Here is a 14,365-nt window from a genome sequence, read left to right on the forward strand (position 1 = left end):
TATGGAAAAACCCAAATCTATTGCCTAAATGCTAAAAGGGGATTGCTCCCCTCTATGTGTTTTATTGACCAGAATAACCTGCAAGGCCTTTATATTCGTCTTCTACGTCCAACTTTTGGAGTAGGCTAATACTTTCATCGCCCAGCATTTCCAACGTACCAAAAGCGGTCATAGAGTCCATAGGGATAGGCTTATCAGAAAGCAAGCGATCAGCATAGTCTAATAGCTCCAGCTCGTAGTCTGTGACCTTATTCAGCAAACTCTCAAAGTCCTCTGACTCTTTGAGTTGAAGCACGCGCTCCTGTTTATAACGTTCTTCAAATGCTTCAAGCTCCTCTGGTTGATTGTAATAGTCTTTGAAACTGTCACAAATGCGCTTGAAGGTCTTGTTTAGCTTGTTATCCTCCACATACTCAGCCACTAGCGTTCCTTTATCCTTGTAGGTCAATGAGATTACAGGCTGGCAATATGTTCCAGTCATATATCCCAGTAGCGCGTGACCTGCTACCATAGCAGTATCTAGGTCTTGAAATTCGTAAGTGAAAGTAAATGTTTTTGCTTTGTCTGAAAATGTTTTTAGTGTCATGTTTTTTCTCCTTTTTCTATTTTTCAATAATCAATACCAACAAATTTTTTACGGTTATCGAGAATAATATACCCCTGTTGTATAGCTAAAATTACAAAATATTTTAGTAGTTTGTCTTCATGCTTCAAGGTTTGGACAAGCTCACTGTTTTTAAAAGTTTCCCATTCAGAAATATAAGAAGCAGAACCTCCATTTTGTGGTGGAAGAAGATCCAATTCACTTTCTTCCATCTTCTCATATATACTCTTTGTGATGTACCTTAAACGTGGGGTTTTAGAAAGCAACTCCCTGGACTGCTTTCCATAATTCCTACCTTGCCACTTACAAATAGCTTTATCAAATACTAAATACTTTCTTACTCTATCAAAAATATATCTCATCGGTTCGTTCTCACCAGCCCACTTAATAACCTCTCCAATATTTTCCATGTAGGGCATTGACTTGAAGGCTAAAAAATTTTTGTCTTGGATAACTCGTTTATTTAATCTCTTCTTTACCACTAGTTCACTACTCCATTTTTTACAATATATATCCGCGCAACGTGGAAGTGTTAAAGGACAGGGTTACAGGGGGCGTAGCTCAATCGCCCCTGTTCCTGTTCCTTACTTCCACATTTCACGAAAATTGGACAAACTAGAATTGACGCTAGGCTATTCTAGTCATGTCCCTCCTTTTACATCTGTAAAATTTACAATCCTTTACAAGTCTTTACAACTCCTAAAAAATCCAATAATACCAACGCTTTTTGAGTTATGCTTTATATTTTACAAGTGTAAAAAAATAATTGTTTTACATCTTTTACAATGAGTTGTAAAGAGGTGTAAATTTTACGTTTGTAAAGGTGTAAAATCATGTAAAATTTTTACACTTTTTTACAACTTTTTACAACTTTTACATTTGTAAAGTTTACAACTCTTTACATATTTAAAGTTGTTAATAAGCAGGATTTTCTTGTATCATTCCATCGATGACCACTATGTTATTATCGGATTCATCAATCAATTTGTCTAAGGTAGGTCTGCTGATTTTGGCAAAACGAGAAAGCTCTGACTTATTGGGTAGTCTATTATTCGCCTGTTCAAAGTTTGCTATCATAGATTTTAATTTGTTTGTCGCTTTTTCTTTTGTTTCTTCATTAGCCCATGCTTTTTCTTTCTGTTCTTTTGAAAGTGGTAACCCTGGTTCGTGATAGGCTAATATTTTCTCCTTATCATTTATCAACTGTGGATAGTAGAAAAGAAAATTTTTCTCCCCGTCGTAATAAGCTTCCGAGGTAACTGCTTCAAGTCTCCAATAAGTTCGCGTTTTTAACGGCAAATCTATGTTATCAAAATGTGTTAGAATTTCCTGCGTTTGTTCAGTAGGTAAATGTTCTAGCGCTACCTCAATATGATTTCGTAGATCCTCGCTTGTTGCTCTCTTGTTTTTAAAACTGATATAATTATTTGTTACGTTTAGCTGAAAATATCTTTTATTGTGCGTAGTCATTACATTCTTGGCCAAATCCCAGACGGCTTCTAGCCTCTCTAGGCGTAACAATTCTGGATCTAATTCCATCTTGAAAAATTCCAACAAGCTATCGCAATGAGCTAGAGACTCTGACCACTGCGCAAAGTCTGAACTTTCCGTAGTCCCTTTCGGTCTATCTCTATGACTTTGTGTATAGATCAGGCCGCCGCCTACGTGTTGGTTAATCTGTTGTAAATAATCCCCTAAGGAGCCCCCAAACTGTAGTAATTTCAAATTATCAATACTATCAATAATAACCACTTGAAAAGCGTTGTTTGGTACTTTATCTTTTACAACTTTGGCTAACTCTTCTAAAGCCGTTGACTTTGGAAGAGTTAAGATAGAAATATTGTCAAGATCTTTTTGCTCAACTTCTAAAAGTTGGGCAATCTGCATGAACTTACTAAAACAGTCGTTTTCTTTATGATTCGTATTGATATACAAGACGTTGAAAGCTCTTTTACTCTTCCACTCTAGCCAATTACTCCCCTGGGCTAAAGATAGAGCTAGGGAGATAACTACGCTAGTCTTTAAGGATCTTCTTGGCGCCGATATACCCAATACTTGCCCGCGTCTCAACAATCCTGTCAAAATGCTAGCAGATGGCCCTATTGTCTCAGCAGGAACTTGTCCTAGTTTTTTAATTTCTGTCATTGGTTATCCTTTCTGGTTTTTCAATCGTTTCTTTTTCATTTTCTTTAATTGTTGTAACTCTTTGCGTTGCTCAAGCGTTAATTGTCTATTTTTCCAAGTGTAGCCGTTGGTAGTCCGGACAGATTTTCTCTGTCCGGGGAATCTTTCAAAGCTAGCCATTCTCCACCCCCAGAAACTTCAACAAGTCAGAAACTCTATAATAGATTTTCCTAGTGTCTTCTAGTGGTGGCTGGTATCGTCTTAGCCCTGCTTCCTCCCACTTTTGGAGTGTCTTATACTTTATATCTAACTCAGCCATTGCCTCCTGAGCTGAGATTAAACCTGTCAAACGCGGTTTAAGTATATCACGCGCCTCCAGGTATTTTTCTACAAGGTTTAAAACACCATGGGCTAACTCGTTTTCGCTTTCTTTGCTTAAACTAAACATAGTCTTCCGCCCCTTTCAGTAGTAGCTTGTAGCTCTCTAAATCGGCATTCAAAAGGACAGTTAGTCGCTTCTGCTCCTCTTGTACTTGATTATAGAATGCCTTTGCTCCGTCCAGTAGCTCCTCTTTGTTAGCTGGGATAAAGTAGCCTCTAAAAGCTCCATGCCGAACCCCAACGATAGGAACACCGTAGCGCGTGATTAGACGGCTGATAATGTCCTGTACAGTTCTTTCTGCTAGTTTAGTGATTAGGCTGATTTCTGCCCCTGTTATGGAGTTCTCAGCCCCGACCTTGATTAGTCTTAATACTCGCTTGTCATTCATTGTTAGACTCATTCAATTCCTCCCCATACGTCTACCCCTGCAAGCTGGATATATCGCCCATATTCAGGGGTTAAATCCTTGCTAGGTGTTTCTATCTCCCGTGTGCTTTCTCGCTCAATTTGGGCGCTTTTTTGGCGATCTCGGTGGTTTAGATAAAGTAGTAAGCCAATCAGTACCACGGAAAAGATAACCGCCTGTGTATTGGTTAAATCTAGCTCGTTCATTTCAACAGCCCTCTTTCTTTCAAATCCTTTATAATCAAGCTACGTAAATACGTCCAGGTTGAAGCAGTTGTGTGATTGATCCCATTACTTAAATTGTTTTCTTTTATTGCTTGATCTAAGAAACTGAATAGCAACCAGTCAGGAGCTTCACCATGCCTTTCTGTGCATTCGTCGTCATATTTTTTTAATTCTCCAAGCAAATTCTCAACATTCCTATTAAAGAAATCCTCATGACTTGCCTCTTGCTTTTTATATGCTTCAGATAATTTGTAAAACTGAATCCATAACTGACTAATTGCTGATCTACAATCTTCAGCAATTTCTGTTGCTCCATGGTGTTCCTTGGATAAATGCCACTCTGATAAAATATCTAGCTTTTCCTCTACAAGTCCCAGCTCTTTTTCAAAATCTTCAAAGTATGTATCCATGTTTTTTACCTCTGTTTCTATGTTTGTGTAATTGCCCTGCTGGGCTTGTCCTGCTTTGACAGCTTTTTAATGTCTTTCCTGCTCACATTCCTCACGCTCAGAGTCGCCAATATTTGAAAGCGTGAGAAAGTACCAGTTTTAAGAGTTGGCGCTCTCCGTATGGTCAAAATGTCCTAAATATGCTATAATCTAGGTATAAATCTTTACTAAAACCCTTTTAATAATAGCTTGCCTGCTTTTTGTTAAATTCGTTTTAGTGTTAGTGTGAAAGGCTTTGCTGATTGGTCTCGGTAAGCCTTTTTTGTTGCGATCACGCGCATTTAGTGCGTGGTTTTTTATTTCTGAATACCATGGACTTAATTTCTTGATAACTCATATTTAAGCCAATCATGGCTATTACCATGTCCTCAAACGCTTGGTACTGTTCCAGCTCGTCACTGGTCAAGCTATCAATGCCATTGTAGCCCCCACGTTCTTCCCTTAACTGTTTAGCGTTCCTGTCGGTTACTGCTTTTAGTAGCAAGTTGTTCATGGTGCTATGCGCGTGCTTTGGTGCTTGTTCCCAGTTCTCAATGCTGTCATGCAGTGTTTTTCTTTTTGGCTTTTCTAGCGCCCTCTGCATACGAAACTTAGAAAGTTCCTCACGCATTTCAAAGAATGCTTTGACTAGGTTCTTCTTAAACTCTTTTACGAGTTCTGTATTTCGTAAGTAAGTGATCAGCAATGTTGCTTGTTGTTCATTTAAAATATAGTCCCGTACATTTTGCCCACTCCCTGAAGGTGAAATTTTAAATTGCACCTTTCCGAAGCTTTCAAAGTCCTCTCGGTGCTTATTCAGCAAAATTTTTAAATGTCTGTGCTTAACTTCTGCACATTCTGCCACAATACTACTTAATGTGTACGGCTCTTTCTTACCGTCCATGTAGACTAGTTCCATTAGTTTGCTCCTTTCTAGCTATAAAATAGTTCATCTATGGTTATATCTGATTTGATTTCTGCAACCATTGACTTAATCGCTAGGCGTTCTTTGTCATTGAATGGTGTTTTACCTAATTCTTTGTTGTTGTATGACTGCAAAGAAATTTTTAGCTTGTCCGCCATCTGTTGTTGAGTTAGTCCTAACATAACCCGATAGCCTCGTAGTTTGCTCATAGGTTTCCCCCTTTCTAAAAAAGCAACCTCCCCATAGATTGAAAGCGAAAAGGTAACATGGGGAATTTTTGATATAGTTTTCTATACCTTTACTGTTATTATATATAGTTTTTTATTATCTGTCAACAATATTTTTAAAAAATATATAGTTTTCTTTGATTTTTTAAAAACTCTTGTGTATAATCAACTATGAAAGGTAACAAAAATTATGAATAGATTGAAAGAATTGCGAAAAGAAAAAGGTCTAACTCAAGAAGAGTTATCTAATGAAATAGGTACTACTAAACTAACTATTTCAAATTGGGAAAATGAAAAGCACTCTATTGGATCCGAAAAGGCTAAACTGCTAGCCGACTTATTCAATGTATCCGTTGGATACTTGTTAGGGCACAGTGAGTATAGAGACAGCCAAGAAGCAAGCTATCAACTTTACCAAAAGGATCCCGATGATCCAAATAACCATGTAAAGGCTAGGGTTTATTCTATTCTTGGCGATGATTTAATGAAGGTGCTGGAAGAGCGATATATAACTGGTCATGATGAACCTGATTATTCTAATCTTACTTCATTCTTATCTGCAGTAAATCAGCTTTCATATACCGATGAAGAAGAGTTATTACTAAATTATGGAATACTCCCTAAGGAAGATAAAAAGATAATAAAGAATCTGGTTTCTGATATGGCTGAAAAAGTAAAAATGGCCACTAAGATTAAGGAGGAACAAAAGAAAGAAAAAGAACCATGGAGGAAAGGATTCTAAACCCACGCGCCACAATATCCAACAATCCTGAAGCGCGTGACTTCTCTTACTTCGCTCTTTGTTCGTTGTAACATTTAACCAGTTGCCCCCTAAAAAATTCTACTAATTTTGTCGACATCAACAAAACTGTATAGTTCAACTTTTGGGCGCGTGGAATTTACTTGGAAAATAAAAAAACGTTGATTTAACAGTGTTTTTAACTCATTTAGAAATCACTTGGAAAATAAAAATTATGGAAAATAAAGATTCAGAAAAATTATTAAAATTATTGACTAAAAACGAAGATGAAATTATTGAATATAAAGTAAATAATAATGATCATGAACGTATAGGTAAATATATATCAGCTTTGGCCAATTCATCAGCAATTTTAAATCGACAATTTTCGTACCTAATTTGGGGAATTGACGATGATTCAAAAGAGATCGTCGGTACAAAATTCTACCCAAAAACTGAAAAACATGGTGGAGAACCATTTATTACTTGGTTAGAACGAATGCTTGACCCTCGTATTACAATTCGGTTTGAAGAATATGATATTAATCAAAATCATGTTGTCGTTCTAGTTATCCATATGAAAGCTGGTAGACCTATTGCTTTTAATGGTAGTCGGTACATTAGAAGCGGCTCTTCATTGAAAAACTTAAAGGACTATCCCGAAAAAGAGAGAGAGTTATGGAAATCCTTTGAAGCACGATCATTCGAAAGAGAATTTGCAAAAACCGCATGTACCTTTGATAAAATCAAAGAATTACTTGATATTAATTCTTATTTGAAGATGCTAGGCTATTTTGTTGGCTCAACTGACGAAGAAATAATTACTTATATGATAAACGATGGAATTATAGAATCTTCTGGAAAAACTTTTAATCTAACCAATATGGGGGCATTTACTTTCGCAAAGAATATTAATAACTTTGAAAACCTATCATCTCATGCTTTACGAGTAATTAGGTATGATGGAAATAATAAACTTAGTGCAGTGGCCGATAACACAGCAAGTAAAGGAGCTGCCGTTGGTTTTGATGGTTTGCTAAAATTTATCAAAAGTCATTTACCTAGAAATCCAGAGACATTAAAAGAAAATGGGCAAATTACCTCTGATACAGATTATCCTCCTCTTGTAATACGTGAAATTGTCGCAAATCAAATTGTACATCAGGATTTTTCTGTAAAAGGTAGCTCCCCAACAATTGAAATATTCGATAATAGAATTGTATTCACAAATCCAGGATCTCCTCTTAATCGTCCAGAAAGATTACTTGACATGCCTCCTTATTCTCGAAATGAAGATTTAGCTAATCTGTTTCGAAAGATGCATTTAGTAGAATCTCGCGGAAGTGGTATAGACAAGATTATATTGACGCTAGAATTAAATCATCTACCCGCTCCTGATATATCTGCTAAAGATAATTATACTGTTGTTACTTTACACCAACGACGAAGTATCCAGGAAATGGGTAATAGAGAAAAAATAAATGCTATTTATTATCATTCTGCTATACTATACATCGAAGATGATTATATGACAAATAGCACACTTAGAAAAAGATTCGGATTAACAAATAAACAATCATCCGTTGCTTCCAAACTCATTTCTCTTGCATTAGAAAATAATAAAATAAAAATTTATGATGAAAATGCTGGTAAAAAGAATATGCAATATATTCCATACTGGGGCATTGGTTACAATGAATAATCTGAGCCAAACTCCCGAAAACAAATTAAAATAGGCGCAAACTATGAAGCCCTGGCATGATATAAACCACAATCTAAAACCTTTTTAATAATAGCTTGCCTGCTGATGTATTTTAGAAAGGTTTATCATCATGAAAATAACGCAACATAGTAAAAAAGACGGGTCAATAGTCTACCGCTCTAGTGTCTATCTAGGCATTGATCAGGTAACAGGCAAACAAGTCACAACGAAAGTCACGGGGCGCACTAAAAAAGAGGTCAAGCAAAAAGCCCAAGACGCAATTATAGACTTTAAGGTAAACGGATCGACCAGGTTTCAAGCTTCTACTATATCCACCTACGAGGAGCTAGCTAGCCTATGGTGGGATAATCACAAACATACTGTGAAGCCAAATAGTCAAGACGCTACTAGAAAGCTCTTAAAAGCCCACGTTTTACCTCTATTTGGCTCATACAAGCTCGATAAGCTGACAACTCCACTTATTCAATCCATCGTCAACCAACTGGCAGAAAAGACTAATAAAGGAGAGACTGGGGCGTATCTGCATTATGATAAAATCCACGCGCTTAACAAGCGTATTCTTCAATATGGTGTCATTATGCAAGCTATCCCATTCAATCCAGCCCGTGAGGTCTTGTTACCTCGAAACAATCAAAAAGCAAACCGCCACAAGATCAAACATTTTGACAATCAGGAGCTTAAAAAGTTTCTTGGCTATCTCGATAGTTTAGACAGTAACAAGTACCGCCATTTTTACGAGATTACACTTTACAAGTTTCTACTGGCCACTGGTTGCCGTATCAATGAAGCTTTAGCCCTATCCTGGTCAGATATTGACCTAGAAAATGCCATTGTCCACGTCACAAAGACTCTAAACTATAAGCAAGAAATCAATAGCCCAAAATCAAAGTCTAGCTATCGGGATATAGATATAGACCGCCAAACAGTCGCTATGCTCAAGCAATATAAACGTAGGCAAATACAAGAGGCTTGGCAACTTGGACGTACTGAAACGGTGGTCTTTTCTGACTTCATACATGAGTACCCCAATAATCGAACCTTACAAACCAGATTAAGAACCCACTTCAAACATGCTGACGTTCCTAACATTGGCTTTCACGGTTTCCGTCATACCCACGCTAGTTTACTGCTTAACTCTGGCATACCTTACAAGGAGCTTCAGCACCGCCTAGGTCATTCACAAATCAGTATGACCATGGATATATATAGCCACCTCTCAAAAGAGAACGCCAAAAAAGCCGTCTCATTCTTTGAAACGGCTATGAAATCAATCTAGCAAATATCTAAGCAAACCCAGAAATCAACGTTTTAAGACAAAGCAAAAAGCCCACTGTTGTAGGCTTTCTGTAAGATATTTCTTAAAATTAAAGCATTTTGTTGTAGAATTCAACGACAAGCGCTTCGTTGATTTCTGGGTTGATTTCGTCGCGTTCTGGCAAGCGAGTCAATGAACCTTCCAATTTTTCAGCGTCGAATGATACGAATGCTGGACGTCCGAGAGTTGCTTCTACTGCTTCAAGGATTGCTGGAACTTTCAATGATTTTTCACGAACTGAAATCACTTGACCTGGAGTTACGCGGTATGATGGGATATCAACACGTTTTCCGTCAACAAGGATGTGACCGTGGTTTACGAATTGACGAGCTTGACGACGAGTAGTCGCAAGACCAAGACGGTAAACAACGTTATCCAAACGACGTTCCAAAAGAAGCATGAAGTTGAAACCTAGGATTCCGCCTTTGATTTTTGTAGCTTGTACGAACAAGTTACGGAATTGTTTTTCACCTACACCGTAAGTGAAACGAAGTTTTTGTTTTTCAGCCAATTGCAAACCGTATTCTGACAATTTAGAACGGTTGTTTGGTCCGTGTTGTCCTGGTACGTAGTTACGACGTGCCAATTCTTTACCTGTACCTGTAAGTGAAAGGCCAAGGCGACGAGCTTGTTTCCAAGATGGTCCTGTATAACGTGACATATGTATGTCCTCCTGATATAAATAATATTTCGGTGGAAATAGTCACTTAGAAAGCCCTGATTCGTGCAGATGCCCTTCGCCTAAACAGCCAAGGTTACTTGTCATAAGACACCTGTTGACGAGCTTCATGCTTTCCTGCTGCTATTTCACACAAAGGCTATTATACCATGAAAAGCTAGATTTGTAAAGGAATTTTACAGCTTTATTTCAATTTGAGACTGAATGTAAACTTGCTCCCTAAGCCATATTGACTTTCTGCTGTGATTTCGCCACCAAGCTGATGGGCTAGTTCGCGTGCAATCGCAAGTCCTAATCCATGTCCACCCGTCTTCATATTGCGCGAAGTTTCTACACGATAAAGTCGTTTAAAGATCTTTTCCAAATCTTCAGGAAGGATCCCCTGCCCCTCGTCTTTCACACTGATTGTTAGCTCTTGTTCTGTTAATTGGGCAAGAACCTCGATTCTGGTTCCTGGTTCTGAATATTTAAAGGCATTGTTTAACAAATTGACCAGAATGCGAGAAAGTTTGTCAGAATGGCTCTTGATTTTCGCCGACTCAGGTGACACTTGAATGTAAACATCTCGCTCCTCTTGTTCAATCTGGAGTTGAAATTCACTCATTGACTCAATCAACAGCTGATCTAAAAAGACCTCTTCGACTTCTTCATCAGCAGTAACTTGAGTTTGGGTGTTCAGAGTCAAAACATCCAATTCCTCCACTAGCTTGTTTAGACGCTCAGTTTGCCGACCAATCGTGGCTAAGTAGTGGAGCCGCTCCTCTTCCTTAATCACTCCATCTAGAATTCCCTCCACAGTAACCTGAATGGAGGTAATGGGAGTTTTAATATCGTGAGAGAGCTGCGCAATCATCATTCTCTTTTCTTGCTCGCTCTCATCAAGTGATTGAAAGGTAGCCTGCAATTTGTGGGACATGTCATTAAAAGCCTGGTCAAGCTCTTGAAATTCTAATGGGCCCTTTGTTTCAATTTCTGTGCTGAAATCCTTGCTGGCTATATCCTGAGCTTGTTTTTTCAAATGTTTCAGAGAAGAGAACACAGGTGACAAAAGAAAGATGCTCACTGCAGCGCCAATGAAACTAGCAATTAAGGTCATCCCAACTAGAAAGTAAACTTCACTTTTCTCAATCAACATTCGTTGGACTGCCCAGAAAACGACCAAAATCGTTAGTAGAGTAGACACTAGATACCCCACTAAAATATAGTTTTTTAATTTCATTTTCTACCTCTTGGTCTTTCCATCTTATAGCCCAAACCCCAGACAGTTTTGATAGCAGGAGCATTTGAATTTGTATACTTGGTCAACTCTTGCCTCAAAGCATGGATATGAACATTGAGTGTATTGGTATCATCCACATAGTCCTCTTGCCATACCTTCTCGTAAAGTTCCGTCTTTGAAAAGACTCTCTCGGGATTGCTGGCCAATATCCATAGAAGTTCAAAGGATTTTACTGTCAATTCCAGAGGTTGATCCCCAATGCGAACTTCATGAGTCACATGGTTGATTACCAAGTCACCAAACTCGATTTGTTCTGTCTCTCTTCCACGACTAAGGCGACGCAAAATATTATTCACTCTTAAAACTAATTCGCGTGGACTAAAGGGTTTGACTATAAAATCATCTGCCCCCAAACTTAATCCATAAATCTTATCCTGTTCGCTTGTCTTAGCAGTTGTAAAGAGGAAGGGTTGATCCGGAGCGATATACTGAACTTCGCTGATAAAATCATAACCGTCCATATTGGGCATCATGATATCTGTGATAATGAGGTCGATAGATTTTTTTCTGAAAAGTTCTAATCCCTCCTTACCATCATAGGCGACCAAAACATCGTAACCTGCCTGTATAAGATAGCGGTTTTGAATATCTAAAATATCTATCTCATCATCAACCAGCAAAATTGTCTTTTTCATCTGACACTCCTTTGATAAAAACAGTGTTATACTTGCTTTAGTATAACACTATTTTCTCTAATGTTTAAGTGATTTGAATCTTAATCTTCTCGTTTGCTTGTCAAACCCAAAAGTCCAACAAGACCTGCCAAGGCTAGACCAAAGATACCAAGGCCAGCTGTAGCCGTTTTAGCTTCCCCAGTATTTGGTAACATCGCTTTATCATCTTTTTTCATCATATTAGCCATTGGGCTAGAAGCTGGTTGATCTACTTTCATATCTGACATATGGTGATTTGTACCCATCATACCCTCAGTCGTACCTGTAGAGCCTGTTTCAGAAGGCTTCGTATTCATCTGACCTTGTTGAGATGGTATTGTCGCCATTTCTGATCCATGAAGTCGAATCGTTACTTGACGAGTAGCAATCAGATTGGTCAAATCAGGTTTGCCATCTTTAGCGCCATAGACTTTAACAGTAGCTAGATATGTATGGGTTCCGTTAGCTCGAAGTTGATCCAGCAAGGCCTGACCATCTTTGCCAACCGTATTGCCATTCAAATCCACTTCGTAGAAATATTGGCCTTTAGCCAAGCCTTCAAGTGGCAATAGAGCTGGATTTTTAGCTGTTCCGTTGTCTGACCATGGGGCTTTGTCTGAAGCTTTTAACAAGAGGCGAGTCAACATACCATCTCCACCAAAAGCTTCGTATGGAATAACTTGGTTGACACCGGCCAAGAATGGACCCGGAACATTTGCTTTTTCAAGGTAGCTAGTTGGAACATCAATCATGTCTTTGACATTGTTAACAACAGACTCTTTGACCTGATTTGGTGTGGTCAAGCCATTCAAGTTAACATCCAAATCTTTAGTCGCTACCAGATTAGTTAAGTCAGGTTTGCCATCTTTCGCACCATACACCTTGATGGTAGCTTTATAGCTTTGTGTACCGTTTTGTTTCAAGAGGTCAAGAAGGTCTTTATCTGATTTTCCTTGGGTGCCTGCCAAATCTACTTCATAGAAATAGAGACCTTTGCCCAATTTTTCTACTGGTGGAAGAGCTGGATTTTTAGCTGAACCATTGTCTGACCATGGAGCCTTGTCTGAGGCTTTCAAGATGAGACGAGTCAACATACCGTCACCTGCGAAGAATTCGTATGGAATGACTTGGTTGACACCCGCTGTGAATGGTCCTGGGAAGTTAGCTTTGTCCAAGTAAGAAGCTGGGACATCTACTGTGTCTTTGGTGTTGTCAGTCACACCTTTTTGCACTTCAGCTGGAGTGGTTAAGCCATTCAAATTAACAGTCAAATCTTTAGTCGCTACGAGGTTAGTTAAGTCAGGTTTGCCGTCTTTTGCACCGTACACCTTGATAGTAGCTTTATAGCTTTGAGTTCCATTTTGTTTCAAAAGGTCAAGCAGCTCCTTGTCAGATTTGCCTTGGGTGCCTGCTAAATCCACTTCATAGAAGTAAAGACCTTTGCCCAATTTCTCTACTGGTGGGAGAGCAGGATTTTTAGCTGAACCGTTGTCTGACCATGGAGCCTTATCAGAGGCTTTCAAGATAAGGCGAGTTAACATGCCGTCTCCAGCGAAGAATTCATATGGAATGACTTGGTTGACACCCGCTGTGAATGGTCCTGGGAAGTTGGCTCTATCCAAATAAGAAGCTGGGACGTCTACTGTGTCTTTGGTGTTGTCAGCCACACCTTTTTGCACTTCAGCTGGGGTGGTCAAACCATTCAAGTTGACATCCAAATTTTTAGTCGCTACCAGATTAGTTAAGTCAGGCTTGCCGTCTTTTGCACCGTACACCTTGATAGTAGCTTTATAGCTTTGTGTACCATTTTGTTTCAAAAGGTCAAGCAACTCTTTATCTGATTTGCCTTGGGTGCCAGCCAAGTCCACTTCGTAGAAGTAAAGGCCTTTGCCCAATTTCTCTACTGGTGGGAGAGCTGGATTTTTAGCTGAACCATTGTCTGACCATGGAGCCTTATCAGAGGCTTTCAAGATAAGACGAGTCAACATGCCGTCACCAGCGAAGAATTCGTATGGAATAACTTGGTTGACACCAGCTGTGAATGGTCCTGGGAAATTAGCCTTGTCCAAGTAAGTAGCTGGAACATCTACTGTATCTTTGGTGTTGTCAGCCACACCTTTTTGTACTTCAGCTGGTGTGGTCGCTGGTTGCGCTTCACTGGCTTCACGGTCTTGCCCAGAAACTGTAGACGCAGGACTTTCCGCAGGTTTAACTGCATCTTCTGTTTGTTTCTTAGAGTCAGGTTGTGCTTGCACTTCTTCTTTTGGCGCTACTGCCGGCTCTTTAGCAGTTGCGTCCGCTTTTTCTGAAGAGCTTGTCGTATCCAAACTTGCTTTAGGTGTTGGAACAGACTGTTCTGAAGGAAGAGCTACATCGACTGCTTTTTTGAGAACCTCTGCTGGTAAGTCGTTCTTTTCACTCACCGAAGCAGCGTCTGGCACGACTTGGGCAGGAGTCGGATTGACGATATCAGCACGTGCAGAACTTGGTTGACCAACTAGGACAAAGAAGCCACTAGCCACAACAACTGAAGCAACACCGACACTAAGACGGCGAATAGACCAACGAGTATATCTCTGATTTGGATTGAATTTCATAGGATTCTCCTTAGAGTTTTCTTTTTTTTGATGACTCTAGTATAATCTCCTAAAATTAAA

At 39.0% G+C, this 14,365-nt stretch carries 17 protein-coding genes; 3 read left to right on the top strand and 14 right to left on the bottom strand.

The window, feature by feature from the left end; genetic code table 11:
* Window positions 1-61: 61 nt before the first annotated feature.
* The 10 genes from D8854_RS08445 to D8854_RS08485 all read right to left on the bottom strand — a co-directional run bounded on the left by D8854_RS08445 (window position 62) and on the right by D8854_RS08485 (window position 5,302).
* Complete coding sequence (locus D8854_RS08445; protein WP_125450505.1) at window positions 62-586, bottom strand: hypothetical protein; 525 nt, start codon at window positions 584-586, stop codon at window positions 62-64.
* 23 nt (window positions 587-609) lie between these two features.
* A complete protein-coding gene (locus D8854_RS08450) occupies window positions 610-1,086 on the bottom strand; it encodes a hypothetical protein (protein ID WP_061408170.1) in 477 nt (158 codons plus the stop codon).
* Window positions 1,087-1,519: 433 nt separating this feature from the next.
* On the bottom strand, window positions 1,520-2,749 hold the full coding sequence (locus tag D8854_RS08455) for an AAA family ATPase (RefSeq protein WP_125450506.1): 1,230 nt from the start codon (window positions 2,747-2,749) through the stop codon (window positions 1,520-1,522).
* A gap of 3 nt (window positions 2,750-2,752) precedes the next feature.
* Window positions 2,753-2,908 carry a hypothetical protein gene (locus D8854_RS09830; RefSeq protein ID WP_013903991.1) on the bottom strand — a complete coding sequence of 52 codons (156 nt, stop codon included), beginning with the start codon at window positions 2,906-2,908 and terminating at the stop codon, window positions 2,753-2,755.
* The gene (locus D8854_RS08460) at window positions 2,901-3,176 is read right to left on the bottom strand and encodes an XRE family transcriptional regulator (protein ID WP_125450507.1); all 276 of its coding nucleotides are present in this window, start codon (window positions 3,174-3,176) and stop codon (window positions 2,901-2,903) included. Before D8854_RS08460 ends, D8854_RS09830 begins: the two co-directional genes overlap by 8 nt.
* Window positions 3,169-3,510, bottom strand: a complete 342-nt coding sequence (locus D8854_RS08465) for a DNA-binding protein (RefSeq protein WP_125450508.1) — start codon at window positions 3,508-3,510, stop codon at window positions 3,169-3,171. Before D8854_RS08465 ends, D8854_RS08460 begins: the two co-directional genes overlap by 8 nt.
* Window positions 3,507-3,722 (bottom strand): hypothetical protein, encoded by a 216-nt coding sequence (locus tag D8854_RS08470; RefSeq protein ID WP_125450509.1) that lies wholly within the window; start codon window positions 3,720-3,722, stop codon window positions 3,507-3,509. Before D8854_RS08470 ends, D8854_RS08465 begins: the two co-directional genes overlap by 4 nt.
* Entirely contained in the window at window positions 3,719-4,150 is a 432-nt protein-coding gene (locus tag D8854_RS08475; protein ID WP_125450510.1) for a hypothetical protein, read from the bottom strand. Before D8854_RS08475 ends, D8854_RS08470 begins: the two co-directional genes overlap by 4 nt.
* 310 nt (window positions 4,151-4,460) lie before the next feature.
* Window positions 4,461-5,087 (bottom strand): Rha family transcriptional regulator, encoded by a 627-nt coding sequence (locus tag D8854_RS08480; protein ID WP_125450511.1) that lies wholly within the window; start codon window positions 5,085-5,087, stop codon window positions 4,461-4,463.
* Window positions 5,088-5,101: 14 nt separating this feature from the next.
* The gene (locus D8854_RS08485; RefSeq protein WP_000040966.1) at window positions 5,102-5,302 is read right to left on the bottom strand and encodes a helix-turn-helix transcriptional regulator; all 201 of its coding nucleotides are present in this window, start codon (window positions 5,300-5,302) and stop codon (window positions 5,102-5,104) included.
* Window positions 5,303-5,510: 208 nt separating this feature from the next.
* On the opposite strand from D8854_RS08485, the gene D8854_RS08490 reads away from it, so the two are divergent.
* From D8854_RS08490 to D8854_RS08500, 3 genes are all read left to right on the top strand, one after another.
* On the top strand, window positions 5,511-6,062 hold the full coding sequence (locus D8854_RS08490; protein ID WP_101785561.1) for a helix-turn-helix transcriptional regulator: 552 nt from the start codon (window positions 5,511-5,513) through the stop codon (window positions 6,060-6,062).
* 232 nt (window positions 6,063-6,294) lie between these two features.
* Window positions 6,295-7,761 carry an ATP-binding protein gene (locus D8854_RS08495; protein WP_045616686.1) on the top strand — a complete coding sequence of 489 codons (1,467 nt, stop codon included), beginning with the start codon at window positions 6,295-6,297 and terminating at the stop codon, window positions 7,759-7,761.
* A gap of 130 nt (window positions 7,762-7,891) precedes the next feature.
* Window positions 7,892-9,058: a tyrosine-type recombinase/integrase gene (locus D8854_RS08500; RefSeq protein ID WP_125450512.1), complete on the top strand. Its 1,167-nt coding sequence runs from the start codon at window positions 7,892-7,894 to the stop codon at window positions 9,056-9,058.
* Window positions 9,059-9,146: 88 nt separating this feature from the next.
* Here D8854_RS08500 and rpsD read toward each other — a convergent pair whose 3' ends face one another.
* The 4 genes from rpsD to D8854_RS08520 form a co-directional block, all read right to left on the bottom strand.
* Window positions 9,147-9,758 (bottom strand): 30S ribosomal protein S4, encoded by a 612-nt coding sequence (gene rpsD, locus D8854_RS08505; RefSeq protein WP_000092756.1) that lies wholly within the window; start codon window positions 9,756-9,758, stop codon window positions 9,147-9,149.
* Between the two features lie 202 nt (window positions 9,759-9,960).
* Window positions 9,961-10,995, bottom strand: a complete 1,035-nt coding sequence (locus D8854_RS08510) for a sensor histidine kinase (RefSeq protein WP_125450513.1) — start codon at window positions 10,993-10,995, stop codon at window positions 9,961-9,963.
* The gene (locus tag D8854_RS08515; protein WP_125450514.1) at window positions 10,992-11,690 is read right to left on the bottom strand and encodes a response regulator transcription factor; all 699 of its coding nucleotides are present in this window, start codon (window positions 11,688-11,690) and stop codon (window positions 10,992-10,994) included. Before D8854_RS08515 ends, D8854_RS08510 begins: the two co-directional genes overlap by 4 nt.
* 80 nt (window positions 11,691-11,770) lie before the next feature.
* On the bottom strand, window positions 11,771-14,305 hold the full coding sequence (locus D8854_RS08520) for an SSURE domain-containing protein (protein ID WP_125450515.1): 2,535 nt from the start codon (window positions 14,303-14,305) through the stop codon (window positions 11,771-11,773).
* Window positions 14,306-14,365: the final 60 nt, after the last annotated feature.

This window comes from Streptococcus mitis (assembly GCF_003943905.1).
GTDB classification, from domain to species: domain Bacteria; phylum Bacillota; class Bacilli; order Lactobacillales; family Streptococcaceae; genus Streptococcus; species Streptococcus mitis_BC.